Below are 15,611 nucleotides of genomic sequence, written 5' to 3'. Positions count from 1 at the left end.
GCGGTTTGCGCATTTGTGGAATTCATTTGTGAAAGGGTAGCGGCTTGTCAGCAAAGCGGCGATTGATCGAAGCAGTGGAAGTGACAGACGAGGGTATTCATATCGTCCGCCTGATGAAGGTCTTCGATGCTTCCAGCCTCGATGAGTTTGAAAAAGTTCTGGCCTACTTGTTGGCGCACGACAATTATCGCATCGTTGTCGATCTCGCCAATGTCGAGTTTATTTCCTCGGCAGGCTGGGGCGCGTTTACCGCCGAACTGCGTCGCGTGCGCGACAACGGCGGCGACATCCGTTTGGCCGGCATGAATCCGGACGTGCTGGATGTCTTTCTTCTGCTGGAACTCGACAGCTTCATCAATGCCTACGATACCATCGAGGATGCGATTCTGTCCTTCGAACTCCCCGCGCATGGCCCGGCTGAGCATCAAAAACCCGCGGCGAATCTCAGCAGTTTGCCGGAACCGGAGAACACCGACGGCGCAGCCTCACCGGCCTGGCTGCCGGGCCAGGGATTTGAAGTGCCGGGTTCCGACGCGCGCACGGATTGGGAAGCGCACGCAACCGAGGCGCCGGTTCCGTTGTACGGCAACGAGGCAGTGCCGGCAGAGGAATCTGACGGCCATGGTGCTGAGGCGGACGTGGATCTCGGCTACGGCGCTGCCTATGCGCCCTCCCTGCAGGACATGCTCAGCGGCAATGCCAATGCGTTTGCTGATTACGCCGAGGATTTGCCGCCGGCAGAGCAGGAGGAGACGACCGCAGCCGCGCATGAAACTGAAACCGGCGAGGGCAGCGAGGCCGGCTTGCAGGCCGGGGCACGGCATGAGCATCCTTCGCAGGATTTCGTTCCCGCGCCCACCGCTGCCGACGACGATGCTGCAATGGACTCCGCGGCGCCCCGCCTGCCGGAGTCAAGGCGGCAAAGCCAAGACTCTGGCATGGCGGCCGGGATGACGGCACCGGAGCCTGCGCCGGCGGAATCGTTTTTCGAAGAGTATGTTCTGCAGGACATCAACGATCCCTGGATTCTCGATGAAATCGACCGGCTGCCGGAAGAATATGAAATGGACGAGGTGAGTTGGGAGGGCGGCACGGGTTTCACCGATGATTCGATGCCGGCCTCACCGCGGCGCGCAGAGGAACAGCCGGCAGCGCCGGCGCGCATCTGGGCAGCAGTAGAAGACAAGGCCGCAGCCCTCGCCCCCGGTGAGCGCCGCGCTGATTCCAGCGACCGTTCCGCGGCAGTGCGACCGGCGCCGGCACGCACGGCTCAGGCGGCAGTGGAGGCCAAACCGACCGAAGGGTGGCGGCCGGCGTATGCGGCACCGCGGCCGGCGGTGAGCACCGGCGTCGGCAGAGAAGGCATGCCGCCGGCGATGGCGCCGGCAGAGCAAAAACGCAGCCCGGCCAACGGCCCGCAGCCAATTCGCCAGTCGCATGCCGTGACCAAGATGAGATTCGAGGGTGACCGGCAATCCATCGTTCGCCAAATTGTAAGCCAGCATCCGCACTATGGCCCAACGATGATACAGAAGTATTTGGAAGTGCGAACAGAGCCTGCGATCATGGTCAGCCGGTCGACGGTTTACCGGTGGCTGCGGCAGGCCGGCCTGAACACCCGTGAGCAACGCCTGCAATTCGCCGGCCGGGCCGACCTGGCGTAGGATACCAACAACGCCGGCACCATTCACGTGCTTGAGGCGATCCCGAAACTTCATACCACCTCGACGAGCAAACGTATGGCCGATTTTCTCTTCAACGACGTGATCAGCTCTCCCCAGGGAGAGTACTTTCTGAAGACGACCACCAATGATCCGCAGAAACAGATCACCTCTTCGTTCTTTCGCAACGGCACCCTGCTGGAGATGCGCACGCGCGAGTTCGATCCGAAGTGGTCGCGTGAAATGCTGCGCACCAAGACGCGGGAATTTCACGACGAGAAAAAAGACGAAATCCTGATGCTCATCCAGCTTGCCGAGAAGCTGCAGGAGACCAATCAGGCGGAGACCAAGAATCTGCTGGGCCAGGCTTTTATCCGGCGGGGGATGTATGAGGAGGCCATCATCGAGCTGGAGGAGACGATCGTGCTCAACCCGCGCCTCTCCGGCACCTACAACAATCTCGGCAGCGCCTACATGGCGGTGAAACGCTACGATGACGCGATCACGGTCTTGGAGCAGGCCATTTCGATGTCAGCCGGCTATGCCGACTATCACAACAACCTGGGCATGGCCTACCTCAAAAAGGAGTACTGCAAGAAGGCGGTGGAGCAGTTCCTGCGTGCGCTCGACAGCAACCCCTATTATGCCGAAGCCTACTTCAATCTGGCGCTGGCCTATGTGCTGAACGCCTTCACCAAGGAGGATTTTTCCCTCTCGGTCAACTGCCACCAGAAAGTGGCGGACAATCTGGAGAAGGCGGCCAAGATCAATCCCTCCTACTCCAACGAGCACACTGCGCAGGGGCAAAGCCTGATGCGCGAGAAGAAGTATGAAGAGGCCTATCAGGCCTTCACGCGGGCGATCAGTCTGGTGAGCAAACCCGCGGACATTTCCTTCATTCTCGATTTTTACTTGCGCGTCATCTACGGCAGCAAGAAATTGAGCAGCAGCCTGATCTGGCGGCACATCCGCCAGTTGCAGGAATTGATCGAGAAATACCCCAACTACGCCGATCTCTACAATCACCTCGGCGTCGCTTATGTGATCATGAGCAAATACGTGAATCACAAAGCCATACAGCAATTCGACAAAGCCATGGCCCTCAATCCGGGGTATGAACGCGCCAAGCGCAACAAGCGCCTGGCCGAGTATGACCACAAGGGCATGCAGTTGCTGTTCGATGCCATCTTGAAGTAGATGCTCTCTATGCACAGATCTTCTGCACACTCGATTATCTCCTTCTTCAACGACGAGTCGCCGGAGGCCAACGAGTTCCGGCGTTTGTACTCGAAGCTCAAAAACCTCTACGCCGACGAGGAGATGAAGAACTTCCTCGTGACCAGCGCCAAGATGAACGAGGGCAAGAGCACCACCGCGGCGCTGCTGGCGTGCACCATCGCGCGCTACCGCAACACCAAAACGATTTTGGTGGATTGTGATCTGCGCCGGCCGCGGGTGCACCAACTCTTCGGCATTCCCAAGGAAGAAGGCGTGGCCGACGTGCTGACCGGCGCGCGCAAGCTCGACACCTGTTTCAAACAGACGCCGATCGAGAATCTGCGCCTGCTCACTGCCGGCGGGGTGGTGACCAGCCCGACCGAGCTGATCAACTCGCCGCGCATGCACGACTTGTTTTCCGAAATCAAATTCTATTTCGACACCGTGATTGTCGATTCGCCGCCCGTGATTCCGGTCACCGATGCCCTCATCCTCAGCCCGGAAATGGACGGCGCGCTGGTGGTGATCAAAGCCGGCGAGACCCACAAGGAAGTGGCGCGGCGCGCGGTTGATTTGATGCGCAACGCCGGGTTGAACATCCTGGGCGTCATCATCAACAACGAAAAGGGCGTGCTGCCCTACTACTACGACCACAAGTACTACGGCTATTCTTACTACAACCTCGAGGAAAAGGCGAAATAAGGATTGAGGAGTTTGCTATGGCGTTTTTTCTGGTGACAGGAGGTGGCGGTTTCATCGGTTCCAATCTCGTGCGCGCGCTGGTGGAACGCGGTGAGCGCGTGCGCGTGCTCGACAACTTCGCCACCGGCAAGCGGTCGAACTTGGCCGAGTTTGCCGGCCAACTGGAGTTGCTCGAAGGTGACATCCGCGATCGCGCGCTGGTCGAGCAGGCGGTGGCGGGCGTCGATTACGTTCTGCATCAAGCCGCGCTCGGCTCGGTGCCGCGTTCCATTCAAGATCCGCTCACCTCCAACGATGTCAACGTCAACGGCACCATCAATTTGTTGTGGGCCGCCAAGCAAGCGCGGGTCAAACGCTTCGTTTTCGCTTCTTCCTCCTCGGTTTACGGCGACACGCCCACCCTCCCCAAAGAGGAAAGCATGCCGCCCAATCCGATTTCACCTTATGCCACTTCCAAACTCGCCGGTGAGCGTTACGCCCTTTCCTTTTGGCACGTTTACCGCCTGCCCACCGTGGCCCTGCGCTATTTCAATGTCTTCGGCCCGAAGCAGGACCCGGACTCGCAATACGCGGCCGTGATTCCGCGCTTCATCACCGCGCTGATGAACGGCGTGGCGCCGGTCATCTACGGCGACGGCGAGCAATCGCGCGATTTCACCTACATCGACAACGTCGTGCAGGCCAATCTGCTGGCGTGCACCGCGCCCGAGGCACCCGGCCATTTCATGAATGTGGCCTGCGGCGAGCGCTACACCTTGAACACGCTGCTGCAGGAACTGAACAGCATCATGGGCACCCACATCGCAGCTCGCCATGAAAGCGCGCGGCCCGGCGACGTCAAACATTCCATGGCCGCCAACACGCGCGCGCAGAGCCTGCTGTCTTTCTCGCCTGAGATCAAATTTCAGGAAGGGCTCAAGCGCACCGTGGCGTGGTACCTCAGCCAGCACCGCTGAGGCTGGCGAAGTCGTGCCGGGCGATTTTCGCTGCCGGCGGAAACGCAATTGCGCGGCAGTGGCGGTAAATCAGTGGGCATTTTTCGAGAGTGGCCGCGGCTGCCTGCCGGGCCGGCGTGACTTGCAGCACTAGGGAACGGTTGATTGCAAGATTTGATGCCAAGGACGGATGATGATGAATCGCTTTGATCTTAGGAATGCGGGCGCCGCGACTGGCTCGGCGCCGGCATGGGATTTATGGGCATCAAGAACGCACTCACCGTCGACGTCGAAGACTGGTTTCATGTCTCCCTGTTTCGGACCAAGATCCGGCGGGAGGAGTGGGATCAGCTCAAAAGCACCGTGGTGCAGAACACCTGCCGCGTCCTCAATGTCTTTGCCGAGAAAAACGTCAAAGCGACGTTCTTCGTGCTCGGCTGGGTCGCCGAGCGCTATCCGGAAATCGTGGTGGCGATCAAGGAACAGGGCCATGAGGTGGCCAGCCACGGCTACGGCCATCAGATCATCTATGAGCAAACCCACAAGGAATTCGCCGCGGACGTGGAGAAATCCCTGCTCATTCTGGAAAACATCATCGGCGAGCGGGTGCTGGGCTATCGTGCGCCCAGTTACTCGATCACACGCTCTTCGATGTGGGCTTGGCAAACGCTGGCGGATCTCGGGCTGATCTACGATTCCAGCATCTTTCCGGTGAAGCACGATCTTTACGGCATTCCCGATGCGCCGCGCTTTCCCTTCGAGATTCGCTTCCTCAATCAAACGCGCCTGATCGAATTTCCGCTTTCCACCGTGGTGATGATGAAGAAGAACGTGCCGATGGCCGGCGGCGGCTATTTGCGGCTTTATCCTTATTGGTTCATCCAGAACAGCGTGCGCCAGATCAACGCCGAAGGCCGGCCCGCGATCATTTATCTGCATCCCTGGGAAGTGGACGCCGAGCTGCCGCGTTTGAAAGTGGGCTGGTTCAAAACCATGCGCCACTATGGCAACCTGGCGCTGATGGAGCACCGCCTGCGGCGCCTGCTCGAGGAATTTTCCTTCGGCCCCGTGAGTGAAGTCTTGTCGGAAACCAGGATTCAAACAGATTGGCCACGCACGACTCTGCCCGCGCCGGGCGTGAATGGCAGGCTTCGGGGGAGCGTGCCGGTCTCATGATCGTGGAAGCCGTCGAGAATCAGTGCGAAGCGTGGGACCGCTTCGTGCACGAAAACGCGGACAGCCGCGGGCCGCATCTGAGCGGCTGGAAGCAGGTCATCGAGAAGACCTTCTCGCATCACTGCTACTATCTCGCCGCGCGCGAGGGGGATCGCTGGCGCGGTCTCCTGCCTTTGACCCATCTGCGCAGCAAGCTCTTCGGGTCGTTTTTGGTTTCCGTGCCCTATCTGAATTATGGCGGGATTGTCGCGGATTCCGAGGCGGCGCGGCAGGCGCTCTACGAGCGCGCCGTGGCGCTGGCGCGGCAGCTCCGCGTGGCGCACGTGGAATTGCGGCATGAAACGGCGCTGCTGCCGCATCTGCCGACCAAGCAGCACAAAGTCGCGATGCTGCTCGAGCTGCCCGACACGTCCGAGCTGCTGCTGCAGGGCTTCAAAGCCAAGCTGCGCAGCCAGATTCGCAAACCGCAGAAGGAGGGCTTGACCTATCGCTGTGGCCGCGAGCAGGAACTGGACAGTTTTTACCAAGTTTTTGTCACCAACATGCGCGACCTGGGCACGCCGGTGTATTCGCGCAGATTCTTCGCGAACATTTTGGCTGCGTTTCCGGAGCGCGCGCACATTTGCACGGTGTATCGTGGGGAGCAGCCGCTGGCCGCGGGTTTCGTTTTCGGCTTTCGCCAGACGCTGGAGATTCCGTGGGCCTCGAGTTTGCGGGAGTTCAACGCGCTGGCGCCGAACATGTTGTTGTATTGGGCGGTGCTGGAGTTTGCCATTCAACAGGGCTACAAGTTTTTCGACTTCGGGCGGTCCACGCCCAATGAGGGCACCTACAAATTCAAAGAGCAATGGGGCGCCCGGCCGGTGCCGCTGCATTGGCAATACTGGCTCGCCAACGGCGCCACGACCCTTCCCGACCTCAGCCCCCACAACGCCAAGTATCAGATGGCAATTCAAATTTGGCAGCGGTTGCCGCTGGCCGTCACGCGCCTGGTCGGGCCGGCCATCGTCAAAAACATTCCTTGATGATCTCGGGCGGGATCATCGTTCCACTCCCGATTCATTCTTGCAGCGTGCAGCATGGTCTTCGTCTTTTGGTTGTGTGTCAGTCTCATCATTTGGGTCTATGCTGGTTACCCGCTTTTGCTTTGGGTGAGGAACCGGGTGGCGCCGGCCGCGCCGGTTGATCGCCGCGCGACCGAGCCGGAGGTCACCCTGCTGATCAGTGCCTACAACGAAGCCGGCGTCGTCCGGCGCAAGCTCGACAACAGCCTGGCCCTGGATTATCCGCCCGGCAAGCTGGAGATCATCGTGATCTCCGACTGCTCAGACGACGGCACCGATGCTCTCGTGCGCGGGTATGAAGCGCGTGGCGTGCGGCTGCTGCGCCTGCCCACGCGCAGCGGCAAAACCGCGGGTTTGAATGCCGCACTGCCGTTGGCGCGGGGTGAAATCGTCATCTTCTCCGATGCCAACGCCATGTATCATCGCGACACTGTGCGGCGGATGGTGCGCAATTTTGCGGACGCGCGCGTGGGCTGCGTCACCGGCGAATCGCGCTACAACGTGACGGACGGCAGCCAGTCGAGCGCCAGCGAGAACTTGTACTGGCGCTATGAGCTGGCGTTGAAGAAGATGGAAAGCAATGTCGGTTCGCTGGTGGGCGGCGACGGCGCCATTTACGCCATCCGCAAGCGCTTGTTCAAACCGATGCAGCCTTCGGATCTCAGCGACTTCGTCAACCCGCTGCAGATTACGGCGCAGGGCTATCGCAACGTTTATGAGCCGGAGGCCATTTCTTATGAAGACGCCGGCGACACGTTTGCCAAGGAGTTTCAACGCAAGGTGCGCATCGTCAATCGCGCCTGGCGCGGCCTGTGGCGGGTGGCCGCGGTGTTGAATCCGCTGCGCTTCGGTTTCTTTGCGGTGCAGGTGTTTTCCCACAAGCTGCTGCGTTGGTTGATCCCGGTGTTCATGGCCGGCGCACTGCTCAGCAATGCGTTTCTGCTTACGGTCGCGCCGTTCTATTTGGTGACCGGCGCCGGCCAGGCGCTGTTCTACGTGCTCGCGCTGCTCGGCTGGCTGCAATCGCAGCGGCCGGCGATGCCGCGCGCGATCTACGTGCCGTTTTACTTCTGCCTGGTCAACTATGCCTCGCTGCTGGGTATTCTGAACTACTATCGCGGGCAATCATTCACCATGTGGCAGACCGTGCGGGAACCCGGGACGTGACAGGAAGTTTATGCCAGTACGCCATCTTAAAATGCGGTTGACCGGCCTGATCAAGGCGATGCTGTTCCATGGCGGTTTCTTCGCGCTGCTGCGGCTGTTTTTTCCCAATCGCCGGGCTGCGCTGCTGCGCTATCATGCCGTGGCCGATCCCGCGGACAACCTCTACACCAGCCCCAGCATCAGTGTCTCCGTCCGCGAGTTCGAGCGCCATGTGCGCTACTTTGCCCGCAAATACCGCGTGGTTTCGCTCGATCAAGTCGTCGATGCGCTGCTCGCCGGCCGGCCGCTGCCCAGGAACGCGGTGGTGTTCACTTTTGACGACGGTTATGCCGACAATCTCATCGCGGCCCGCATTCTCAAGCAATATGGCGCCACCGGCATTTTCTATTTGACCACGGACTGCATCGATCGCAAAGAGACGCTTTGGCTGGCGGAGGTGAATTATCTTTTGGAACGCAGCCCGCAGCCGGCCTTGCGGTTGGAGTTCAACGGCACCACGCATGATTTGAACTTGCGCACGCCGCAGGAGCGCGAGCAGGCCAAGCGCACGGTGATCAAGATCATCAAGAGCAACGACCGCCGCGTGCGCGAAACCGTGCGCCAGCAGCTTCGTGCCCAGCTTGCCACCGCCGAATGGCAAGCCACGGCCGCGCGCCTCATGTTGACTTGGGAGCAAGTGCGCGAAATGCTCGCCCAGGGCATGAGCGTCGGCGGCCACACGGTGTCCCATCTCAATTTGCCCAATGCCGCACCAGAAGATGCCCGCCGCGAGATTGCCGGCTGCAAGCACAAGCTCGAATCCGTGCTCGGCCTGCCGATTCGCCATTTTTCCGTGCCCAACAGCGGCCCCTATCGCTACTACAACGACAACGTCAAGCGCATGGTGGGCGAATCCGGGTTCGTTTCTTCCGTCACTTCCGCGCACGGTTTCGTGGACGGCAACAGCGATTTGCTCGAATTGCGGCGCATTCGCACGATTCCGGCATTGCATGAAGTCGTGGCGACGATCGAGCTGGGCAAGTTTTCGGCGAACGGCGGGAAAAGCCCGATCGCTGAGTAGACGGCTGCGGCGAGTCAAACCGCCGGAAGTGCGTGCGCGCGACAGCATTTCTTCCGCAAATCACGTTTTTGCAAGTAGCTATGTTTGTTTAACTGAACCAAATTCTTCCGCGGGCACACGTGGCGCCAGCGCAGGTTGCCAGCATTTCTGCGCGTGGCCGCGGGAAGTTCGAGGTAAGGATGCCTGTCAAGTCTGAGAGGATGTCATGAGAATCAGCATATTTGGACTGGGTTACGTCGGCACGGTGACCAGCGCTTGTTTTGCACGCTTGGGCCATCAGGTGACGGGCGTGGATGTCAATCTGCAAAAAGTGGGATTGCTCAACGACGGCAAAAGCCCGATTGTCGAGGAGGAGATTGGTGACCTGGTGATGGAGCAGGTGCAGGCCGGCCGGCTGCGGGCGACGACCGACATCGACACGGCGATCGCCAACTCCGAGTTGAGCTTGATTTGCGTGGGCACGCCCAGCAATGGCAACGGCTCGCTCAGCCTCAGCAGCGTATTCAGTGTGTGCAAGAGCATTGCGCAGGCCCTGCGCGCGAAGAAGGAAGATCACCTGGTAGTGGTGCGCAGCACGGTCGTGCCCGGCACGGTCAATCGCCAGATTATCCCGTTGATGGAGCGCGAATCCGGCAAGGCCCACGGCCGCGGCTTCAGCGTGTGCTTCAATCCCGAGTTTCTGCGCGAAGGCAGCTCGGTGAAGGATTTTGACTCACCGCCCTTCACCATCGTGGGCGCGCGCGACCAGGCCAGCGCCGAACACGTGCGCCAGCTCTATGCGGGCGTGGCCGCGCCGTTTTACGTCACCAATCTGGAAGTCGCGGAAACGGTCAAATATGCCAGCAACATTTATCATGCCTTGAAGATCACCTTTGCCAACGAGCTGGGGGCATACTGCAAAAGCCTGGGCATCGACAGCCACGAAGTGATGGACTTGTTCACCCTCGACACCAAGCTCAACATCTCCAAAGCCTATTTGCGACCGGGTTTTGCCTTTGGCGGTTCCTGCCTGCCCAAGGATCTGCGCGCCTTGTTGTATCATGCCAAATCGCAGGATCTCAGCCTGCCGCTGCTGGAAGCGGTGCTGCCGAGCAATGAGCGCCATTTGCATCGCGTGGTCGAGATGGTGCTGGCGCAGGGCAAGCGCAAAATCGGCATCCTCGGTCTGAGTTTCAAAGCCGGCACCGATGACTTGCGCGAAAGCCCGCTGGTGCTGCTCACGGAAACGCTGCTGGGTAAGGGCCATGAATTGCGCATCCTCGACGGCGACGTGGCGATGGCGCGCCTGATGGGCGGCAACAAGGAATACATCGAGAAAGAGATTCCGCATCTATCTTCCCTGCTCTGCCGCTCGCTGGATGAAATCATCGAGTTCGCGGAAGTCATCATCATCGGCAACGGCAACCGCGAATATGCGGCGGTTTTCGAGAAGCGCAAACCGGAGCAGATCATCATCGATCTCGTCCGCCTGTTGCCGGACAATGGCGGCTCGCAGCCGAACTATCACGGCGTTTGCTGGTAGCGCGCGCCGGCGCCGCGGCCCGGCCGACACTTGATTCACCTCCCGATCTTGACGCACGGCACTTACAGCAGAGGGGTGACTCTTGTCACGACCACGAAAAAAAGTTCTCTTCATCGCTTACATCTTTCCTCCGTTGGCGCGCGCGGGCGTGCATCGCAGCGTGCGGTTTGCGCGTTACTTGCCCGAGTTGGGCTGGGACCTCACCGTCCTGACGCCGGCGGAACGCCATTATCCGGCGCAATCGCCCATTGATCGCGATCTCGTCAAAAAAATTCCGGCGACGATCAAGATCGTCACCACGCCGGTCTTCCACGGCACGACCAGCGTCTTTCGCTTGAAGAACCTCTTGCGCGACAGCCGGCGGCAGGCACGGCCGGCCGTGTTGGGCGGGCAGACGGAACCGATTCCCGCCCGGCCCGCTGCTGTGCCGGCGAATCCCACGGCTGCCGCCGGCAAGAAACGCCGGGGCTTGGTGCAAAAAGGCAAGGACCTGGTCTACGACCTGCTCACCATTCCCGACAAGGACGTGAACTGGTTGCCCCATGCGGTTGCGGAGGGTTTGCGACTGCACCGCCGCGAGAAGTTCGACCTGATCTATTCCACCGCGCCGCCATTTACCGATCATCTCATTGCGCACTGGCTGAAGAAGTTGACCGGCCTGCCCTGGGTGGCGGACTTTCGCGATCCCTGGGCGCGCGCGCCCTGGAAAGCTGAAATTCTCGGCGACTCGGTGCGCGGCAAGGCGGCAACCTATTTGGAGCGCCGGTTCGTGACCGCGGCTGATCGCGTCATTCTGAACACCGAATGGATCCGCAAGGATTTTGCCGAATACTATGGCGCGCAGCTCAGCCGCAAGTTCAGCGTCATCACCAACGGCTTCGATCCCCAGGATTTCGTCCAACTCGGTGCCGTTGCTGCGCCGCGCACGAGCAGGAAACTCGTGATCACGCACACCGGTGCGCTCTACCGCAAGCGCAATCCGCAGAATTTTTTCACCGCCTGCGAGCATCTCATTTCCAGGCACGGGGTCAGCCCGGCGGAGCTGGAGCTACGCTTCATCGGCACGGTGGCGCCCGAGCTGTACAGCAGTTTCGAATGCGGCGAGGCGTTGCGGCAGGTGATTCAAGTGCTGCCGCCGGTGTCGCACCAGGAGGCGCTGCACTATCAGCTCGAAAGCGACGTGCTTTTGATTCTGCAGCCCGGCACCAGCATGTCGGTGCCCGGCAAGATTTACGAATACATCGGCATGCGCAAGACGATCTTGGCGATTACGCCGCAGGGCGCGACCGCCGACGTGGTGCGCAACAACAACCTGGGCCTGATCGCCGATCCCGACAATCTCGCCGAAATCGAGAATTGCCTGCTGCGCCTGGTGCATGATTTCCGCAGCGGCGCGCTGCAGCCGCCCTCGGTCAACGGCGCCTTCACGGCCTACAACGGCGTCGAGCTGACCAAGCAATTGCATCAAGAATTCCTCCAGTGTATGCCCAATGGCTGAAGCAATCGCGGAAGTGGTGCGGCGATTGACGGCCACGGCCTCCCCGGCGTTGTGGCAGGAGGCGCCAGCCGGCCGGATTGCACGCGCCGGTGAAATCAAGCGCGCGTATTCCACCGTCTATCGCCTGCGCATTGAAGAGGCCGGCGGCCGGGCCACCCGCTTCATCTACGCCAAAGTCTACAAGCTCGCGCCCAAGCACCGCGACAATCCCGCCAAACCTCAGGCCAAGCTGCGCACCGAATTCGAAGCCGCGCAGAGGTTGCATGCCAGCTTGAATGGCAGCCACCGCTATAGCGTCGTGCGGCCGTTGGCCTATTATCCCGATCTGCTCGCCATCGTCACGGAAGAGGCGCAAGGCGAGCCGATTGCCAATCTGATCGAAACCGCCTGCAAGCGCTGGCACAAGCGCGACAAACGCACGGCCGTGCTTACGGCTTGTCGCCTTGCCGGCGCAGCGCTCGCCGCCATTCAGCGCGCCACGGGCGAGGCGCAACCCTATCAACCGGAGGAACTGTTGGAGTACGTCGATATCCGGTTGCAGCGATTGGTGGCAGGCGAGGCGCCTTTCAACGAAACGCACCGCCAACTGGTGCGCCGCTGTCTGGAAACAATGATCGCCAGGGTGCCGGCGGCGCAACTCGGCCAGTGCGGCTGCCACGGTGACTATGCGCCCTTCAACGTGCTCGCCGGCCCCGCCGGCGTGACGGTGATGGATTTCGCCATGTTCAAACCCGGCTCGCTCTACAACGACGTCACCTACTTTCATCACCGCCTGCAGGGCTATTTGCACAAGCCCGTTTTTGCCGCGCCGGCCATTCAAGCCGCGCAACAGGCTTTTCTGGCGGGCTACAACCTCGGCGCCGGCCGCGAACAGCAGCCGATCGAACAGGACGTGCTGTTCCGCCTCTTCTGGATCAAACACGTCATCAACAACTACAGCGCGATCATGCGCAAGAAAGTGATGACCCTGCGGGATCGCCTTTCTCCGGCTGTCTACCTTTTCAACCGGCATGTCTTTCGGTGCTATAATCAATGGTTGATGCAAATGTGCCAGCAATGATGGGCTGCGAGTATTCGTGATGAATCTGAAAAGAATCAAAAGCATGTCGTTGGACGAGGTCGGCTATCGTCTGAAAATAGCGGGCACGAAGAAGCTCAGCAAGCTGTCACATCGCCGCCGCGACTTTCTCGCCCCCGAGCGTTTCCTCACCGCTTTTGAGCTGCCCTCCGACTATCGCGGGCCGTACGCGGAAGCGGTTGCCAACCGGCGCTGGCGCGCAGCCGAAGACTATTTGCTCGAGCATATGCGCACCCGCGCGCGCGGGGAGGGCTATCACGGCCTGCAGCCGAAATACTTTCTGGCGCCGCAGGATCGCCCGCAGGTTCTCGCTGCCCTTCAGCAACACCTGCCGCATGTGCCTGCCGAAACGCTGGCCGCAGCCGGCAAATACCTCGCACACGAGTTTTCCTTCTTTGGCGTCCACCACACCTGCGCCGACGAAATCGACTGGCATCGCGACCCGCTCTCGCTGCAGTCCTGGCCCCGCGATTTCTACACCGAGTTGCGCTACTACGGCCAAACGGATGGCGGCCGGCGGCTGCCGGGGGATGTGAAACACGTGTGGGAGTTGAATCGCCATCAACATTTCACCATTCTGGGCAAGGCTTTTTGGCTTACCGGCGAAACGAAATACGCCCTGGAATTCTTCACCCAGGCGGTGAGCTGGATGCGCCAGAATCCCTATTTGCACGGCGTGAATTGGACCAGCGCGCTGGAAGTGGGGCTGCGCGCCCTGGCATGGATCAGCGGGTACTTCTTCTGCCTGGAAGCGGAGGTGCTGGAGACGCGCACGCATGCCCTCCTGTTGCGCACGCTGCAACTGCACGGACATTACCTGCACCGGCATCTTTCCTTTTTTACCAGTCCCTACAATCACCTCATTGGCGAAGCCACGGCGCTGTTCCATCTGGGAATGCTGTTCCCGGAATTTCCGCAGAGCCGGCAGTGGCGCGCCACGGGCTGGAGAATTCTCTGCGAGGAAGTAACCAAACAATTTCACGCGGACGGCATGTGTGTGGAGCAGGCCATTTCCTACCATCATTTCACGCTGAGCTTGTATCTGCTCGCCCTGCTGCTGGCGGAGCGCAACGGCGTGAGTGTGCCGCCGGAAATGCGCACGCGTTTGGAGAGGGCGCTCGAGTTTGGCATGTGGAGCCAGCAGCCCGACGGCCGTCATCCCATGCTCGGTGACAATGATGATGCCACCGCGTTTCTGTTTGCCGAGCGGCCGGCATGGGATTTTCGTCACGTGCTGGCGCTTGGCGCGCTGGTGTTTCAGCGCGGCGATTTCAAGCAGCAGGCAGGCGCTTGCGATGAATGCTGCTTGTGGCTGCTCGGCCCGGAAAGCCCGGCCCGCTTCGCGAGTCTCGCAAGCTTTACGCCGGCCGCAACCACGCGCCTGTTTGCCGAGAGCGGCTATGCGATTCTGCGCAGCGGCTGGGAACCCGATGATCAGCACATGATTTTTGATTGCGGACCGCAAAGCCACGGCCTGCATGCCGATGAAACCGTCTCCACCGCGCACGGCCACGCCGATGCTTTGGCATTCACCCTGTGCGCGCACGGCGAGGCGATACTGCGCGATTCGGGCATGTGGTGCTACAACGGCGAGTTGAGCCGGCAGAATCACTTTCGTAGCGGCTGCGCGCACAATACCATTACCATCGACGGCCGCAGCGCCTGCAAAATCGTGGGCCGGCTGGGATATTCCCACGTGCCGCCGGTTACGCAAACCTATTTCACCAGCCGGGAAGATTTCACTTTTGTGGAAGCCGCCTACGTGGGTTTCGGTTTCAATCTGCGCCACCGCCGCGGCATTTTCTACCGGCCGCAGGCATATTGGCTCATTCTTGACAGTCTCGAAGGTGAAGGGGAACACGTCGTCGACCGGTGGTTTCACTTTGATCCGCACAGCCAACTCGAGCCGGCCGGCGAGTGGCTCGTGGCGCGCCGGCCGGATCACAAAAACCTGCTGCTCGCTGAAATCAGCGCGCCGGCTCAGACAGCGGACTTCTTCTGCGGCGGAGAAAATCCCGAGGCGGGATGGCTGGCGCCCGGCTATGGCCGTCAACAGGCAGCGCCGGTGTTGCGTTTCCGCTCCTCCGCTGCCATGCCGGTACAATTCGCCACTTTGCTGATGCCGGTGGCCGCGGAGCTGCCGCGTCTGCGGGTTGCCGCGGCAGGCCGGCACGGCACTGCGAGTTCAGAACCGTTCGTGCTGGAATTGAGCACGGCCGACTGGGAGGATCGCATCATCTTCAACTTCACCGGCAGCAGGCAGCGTGTGGCAGAGGTGAGCACTGACGCGGAAATCATTTTCGAGCACCGCCTGCGAATGCCGGCCCGGCATGAGGTGACCATGGTGCGCGGACGAAACTTGAAAATCGCCAGCAACGAGATTTTTGCATTGGAAAAAGCCGCTGATATGAAATGTGCCTTGACGGTGCCGGCCGATCGCAGCGCGGCGGTCGATCCGGAGGAATTGACGGGGGCAGCCGCCGCACGGCTGGCGCTGCGGCAGACTGCCGGCGCGGATGCGGGGAGTTGA

At 60.6% G+C, this 15,611-nt stretch carries 12 protein-coding genes; all 12 read left to right on the top strand.

Annotated features, from left to right (window positions below; translation table 11 throughout):
• Positions 1-62: 62 nt before the first annotated feature.
• The 12 genes from L6R21_03680 to L6R21_03625 all read left to right on the top strand — a co-directional run bounded on the left by L6R21_03680 (position 63) and on the right by L6R21_03625 (position 15,611).
• The gene (locus tag L6R21_03680) at positions 63-1,664 is read left to right on the top strand and encodes an anti-sigma factor antagonist (protein MCK6558276.1); all 1,602 of its coding nucleotides are present in this window, start codon (positions 63-65) and stop codon (positions 1,662-1,664) included.
• 75 nt (positions 1,665-1,739) lie between these two features.
• Positions 1,740-2,858, top strand: coding sequence for a tetratricopeptide repeat protein (locus L6R21_03675; protein MCK6558275.1), 1,119 nt, complete (start codon positions 1,740-1,742; stop codon positions 2,856-2,858).
• Positions 2,859-2,867: 9 nt separating this feature from the next.
• Positions 2,868-3,581, top strand: a complete 714-nt coding sequence (locus L6R21_03670; protein ID MCK6558274.1) for a CpsD/CapB family tyrosine-protein kinase — start codon at positions 2,868-2,870, stop codon at positions 3,579-3,581.
• Between the two features lie 17 nt (positions 3,582-3,598).
• Entirely contained in the window at positions 3,599-4,537 is a 939-nt protein-coding gene (locus L6R21_03665) for an SDR family oxidoreductase (GenBank protein ID MCK6558273.1), read from the top strand.
• A 237-nt stretch (positions 4,538-4,774) separates the two neighbouring features.
• Complete coding sequence (locus tag L6R21_03660; protein MCK6558272.1) at positions 4,775-5,692, top strand: DUF3473 domain-containing protein; 918 nt, start codon at positions 4,775-4,777, stop codon at positions 5,690-5,692.
• A complete protein-coding gene (locus tag L6R21_03655) occupies positions 5,689-6,717 on the top strand; it encodes a FemAB family PEP-CTERM system-associated protein (protein ID MCK6558271.1) in 1,029 nt (342 codons plus the stop codon). The genes L6R21_03660 and L6R21_03655 overlap by 4 nt, the downstream gene beginning before the upstream one ends.
• Before the next feature lie 54 nt (positions 6,718-6,771).
• A complete protein-coding gene (locus tag L6R21_03650; protein ID MCK6558270.1) occupies positions 6,772-7,923 on the top strand; it encodes a glycosyltransferase family 2 protein in 1,152 nt (383 codons plus the stop codon).
• A gap of 10 nt (positions 7,924-7,933) precedes the next feature.
• Positions 7,934-8,983 (top strand): polysaccharide deacetylase family protein, encoded by a 1,050-nt coding sequence (locus L6R21_03645; protein ID MCK6558269.1) that lies wholly within the window; start codon positions 7,934-7,936, stop codon positions 8,981-8,983.
• 205 nt (positions 8,984-9,188) lie between these two features.
• The gene (locus L6R21_03640; GenBank protein MCK6558268.1) at positions 9,189-10,505 is read left to right on the top strand and encodes a UDP-glucose/GDP-mannose dehydrogenase family protein; all 1,317 of its coding nucleotides are present in this window, start codon (positions 9,189-9,191) and stop codon (positions 10,503-10,505) included.
• Positions 10,506-10,587: 82 nt separating this feature from the next.
• Complete coding sequence (locus tag L6R21_03635; protein ID MCK6558267.1) at positions 10,588-12,003, top strand: glycosyltransferase family 4 protein; 1,416 nt, start codon at positions 10,588-10,590, stop codon at positions 12,001-12,003.
• Positions 11,996-13,063, top strand: a complete 1,068-nt coding sequence (locus L6R21_03630) for an aminoglycoside phosphotransferase family protein (protein ID MCK6558266.1) — start codon at positions 11,996-11,998, stop codon at positions 13,061-13,063. Before L6R21_03635 ends, L6R21_03630 begins: the two co-directional genes overlap by 8 nt.
• Positions 13,064-13,082: 19 nt before the next feature.
• Positions 13,083-15,611 (top strand): heparinase II/III family protein, encoded by a 2,529-nt coding sequence (locus tag L6R21_03625; GenBank protein ID MCK6558265.1) that lies wholly within the window; start codon positions 13,083-13,085, stop codon positions 15,609-15,611.

This window comes from bacterium, assembly GCA_023150945.1.
Lineage (GTDB): Bacteria > Zhuqueibacterota > Zhuqueibacteria > Zhuqueibacterales > Zhuqueibacteraceae > Coneutiohabitans.
The sequence above is the reverse complement of the archived record's forward strand: the minus strand, read 5'-3'. Positions and strand labels throughout refer to the sequence as shown.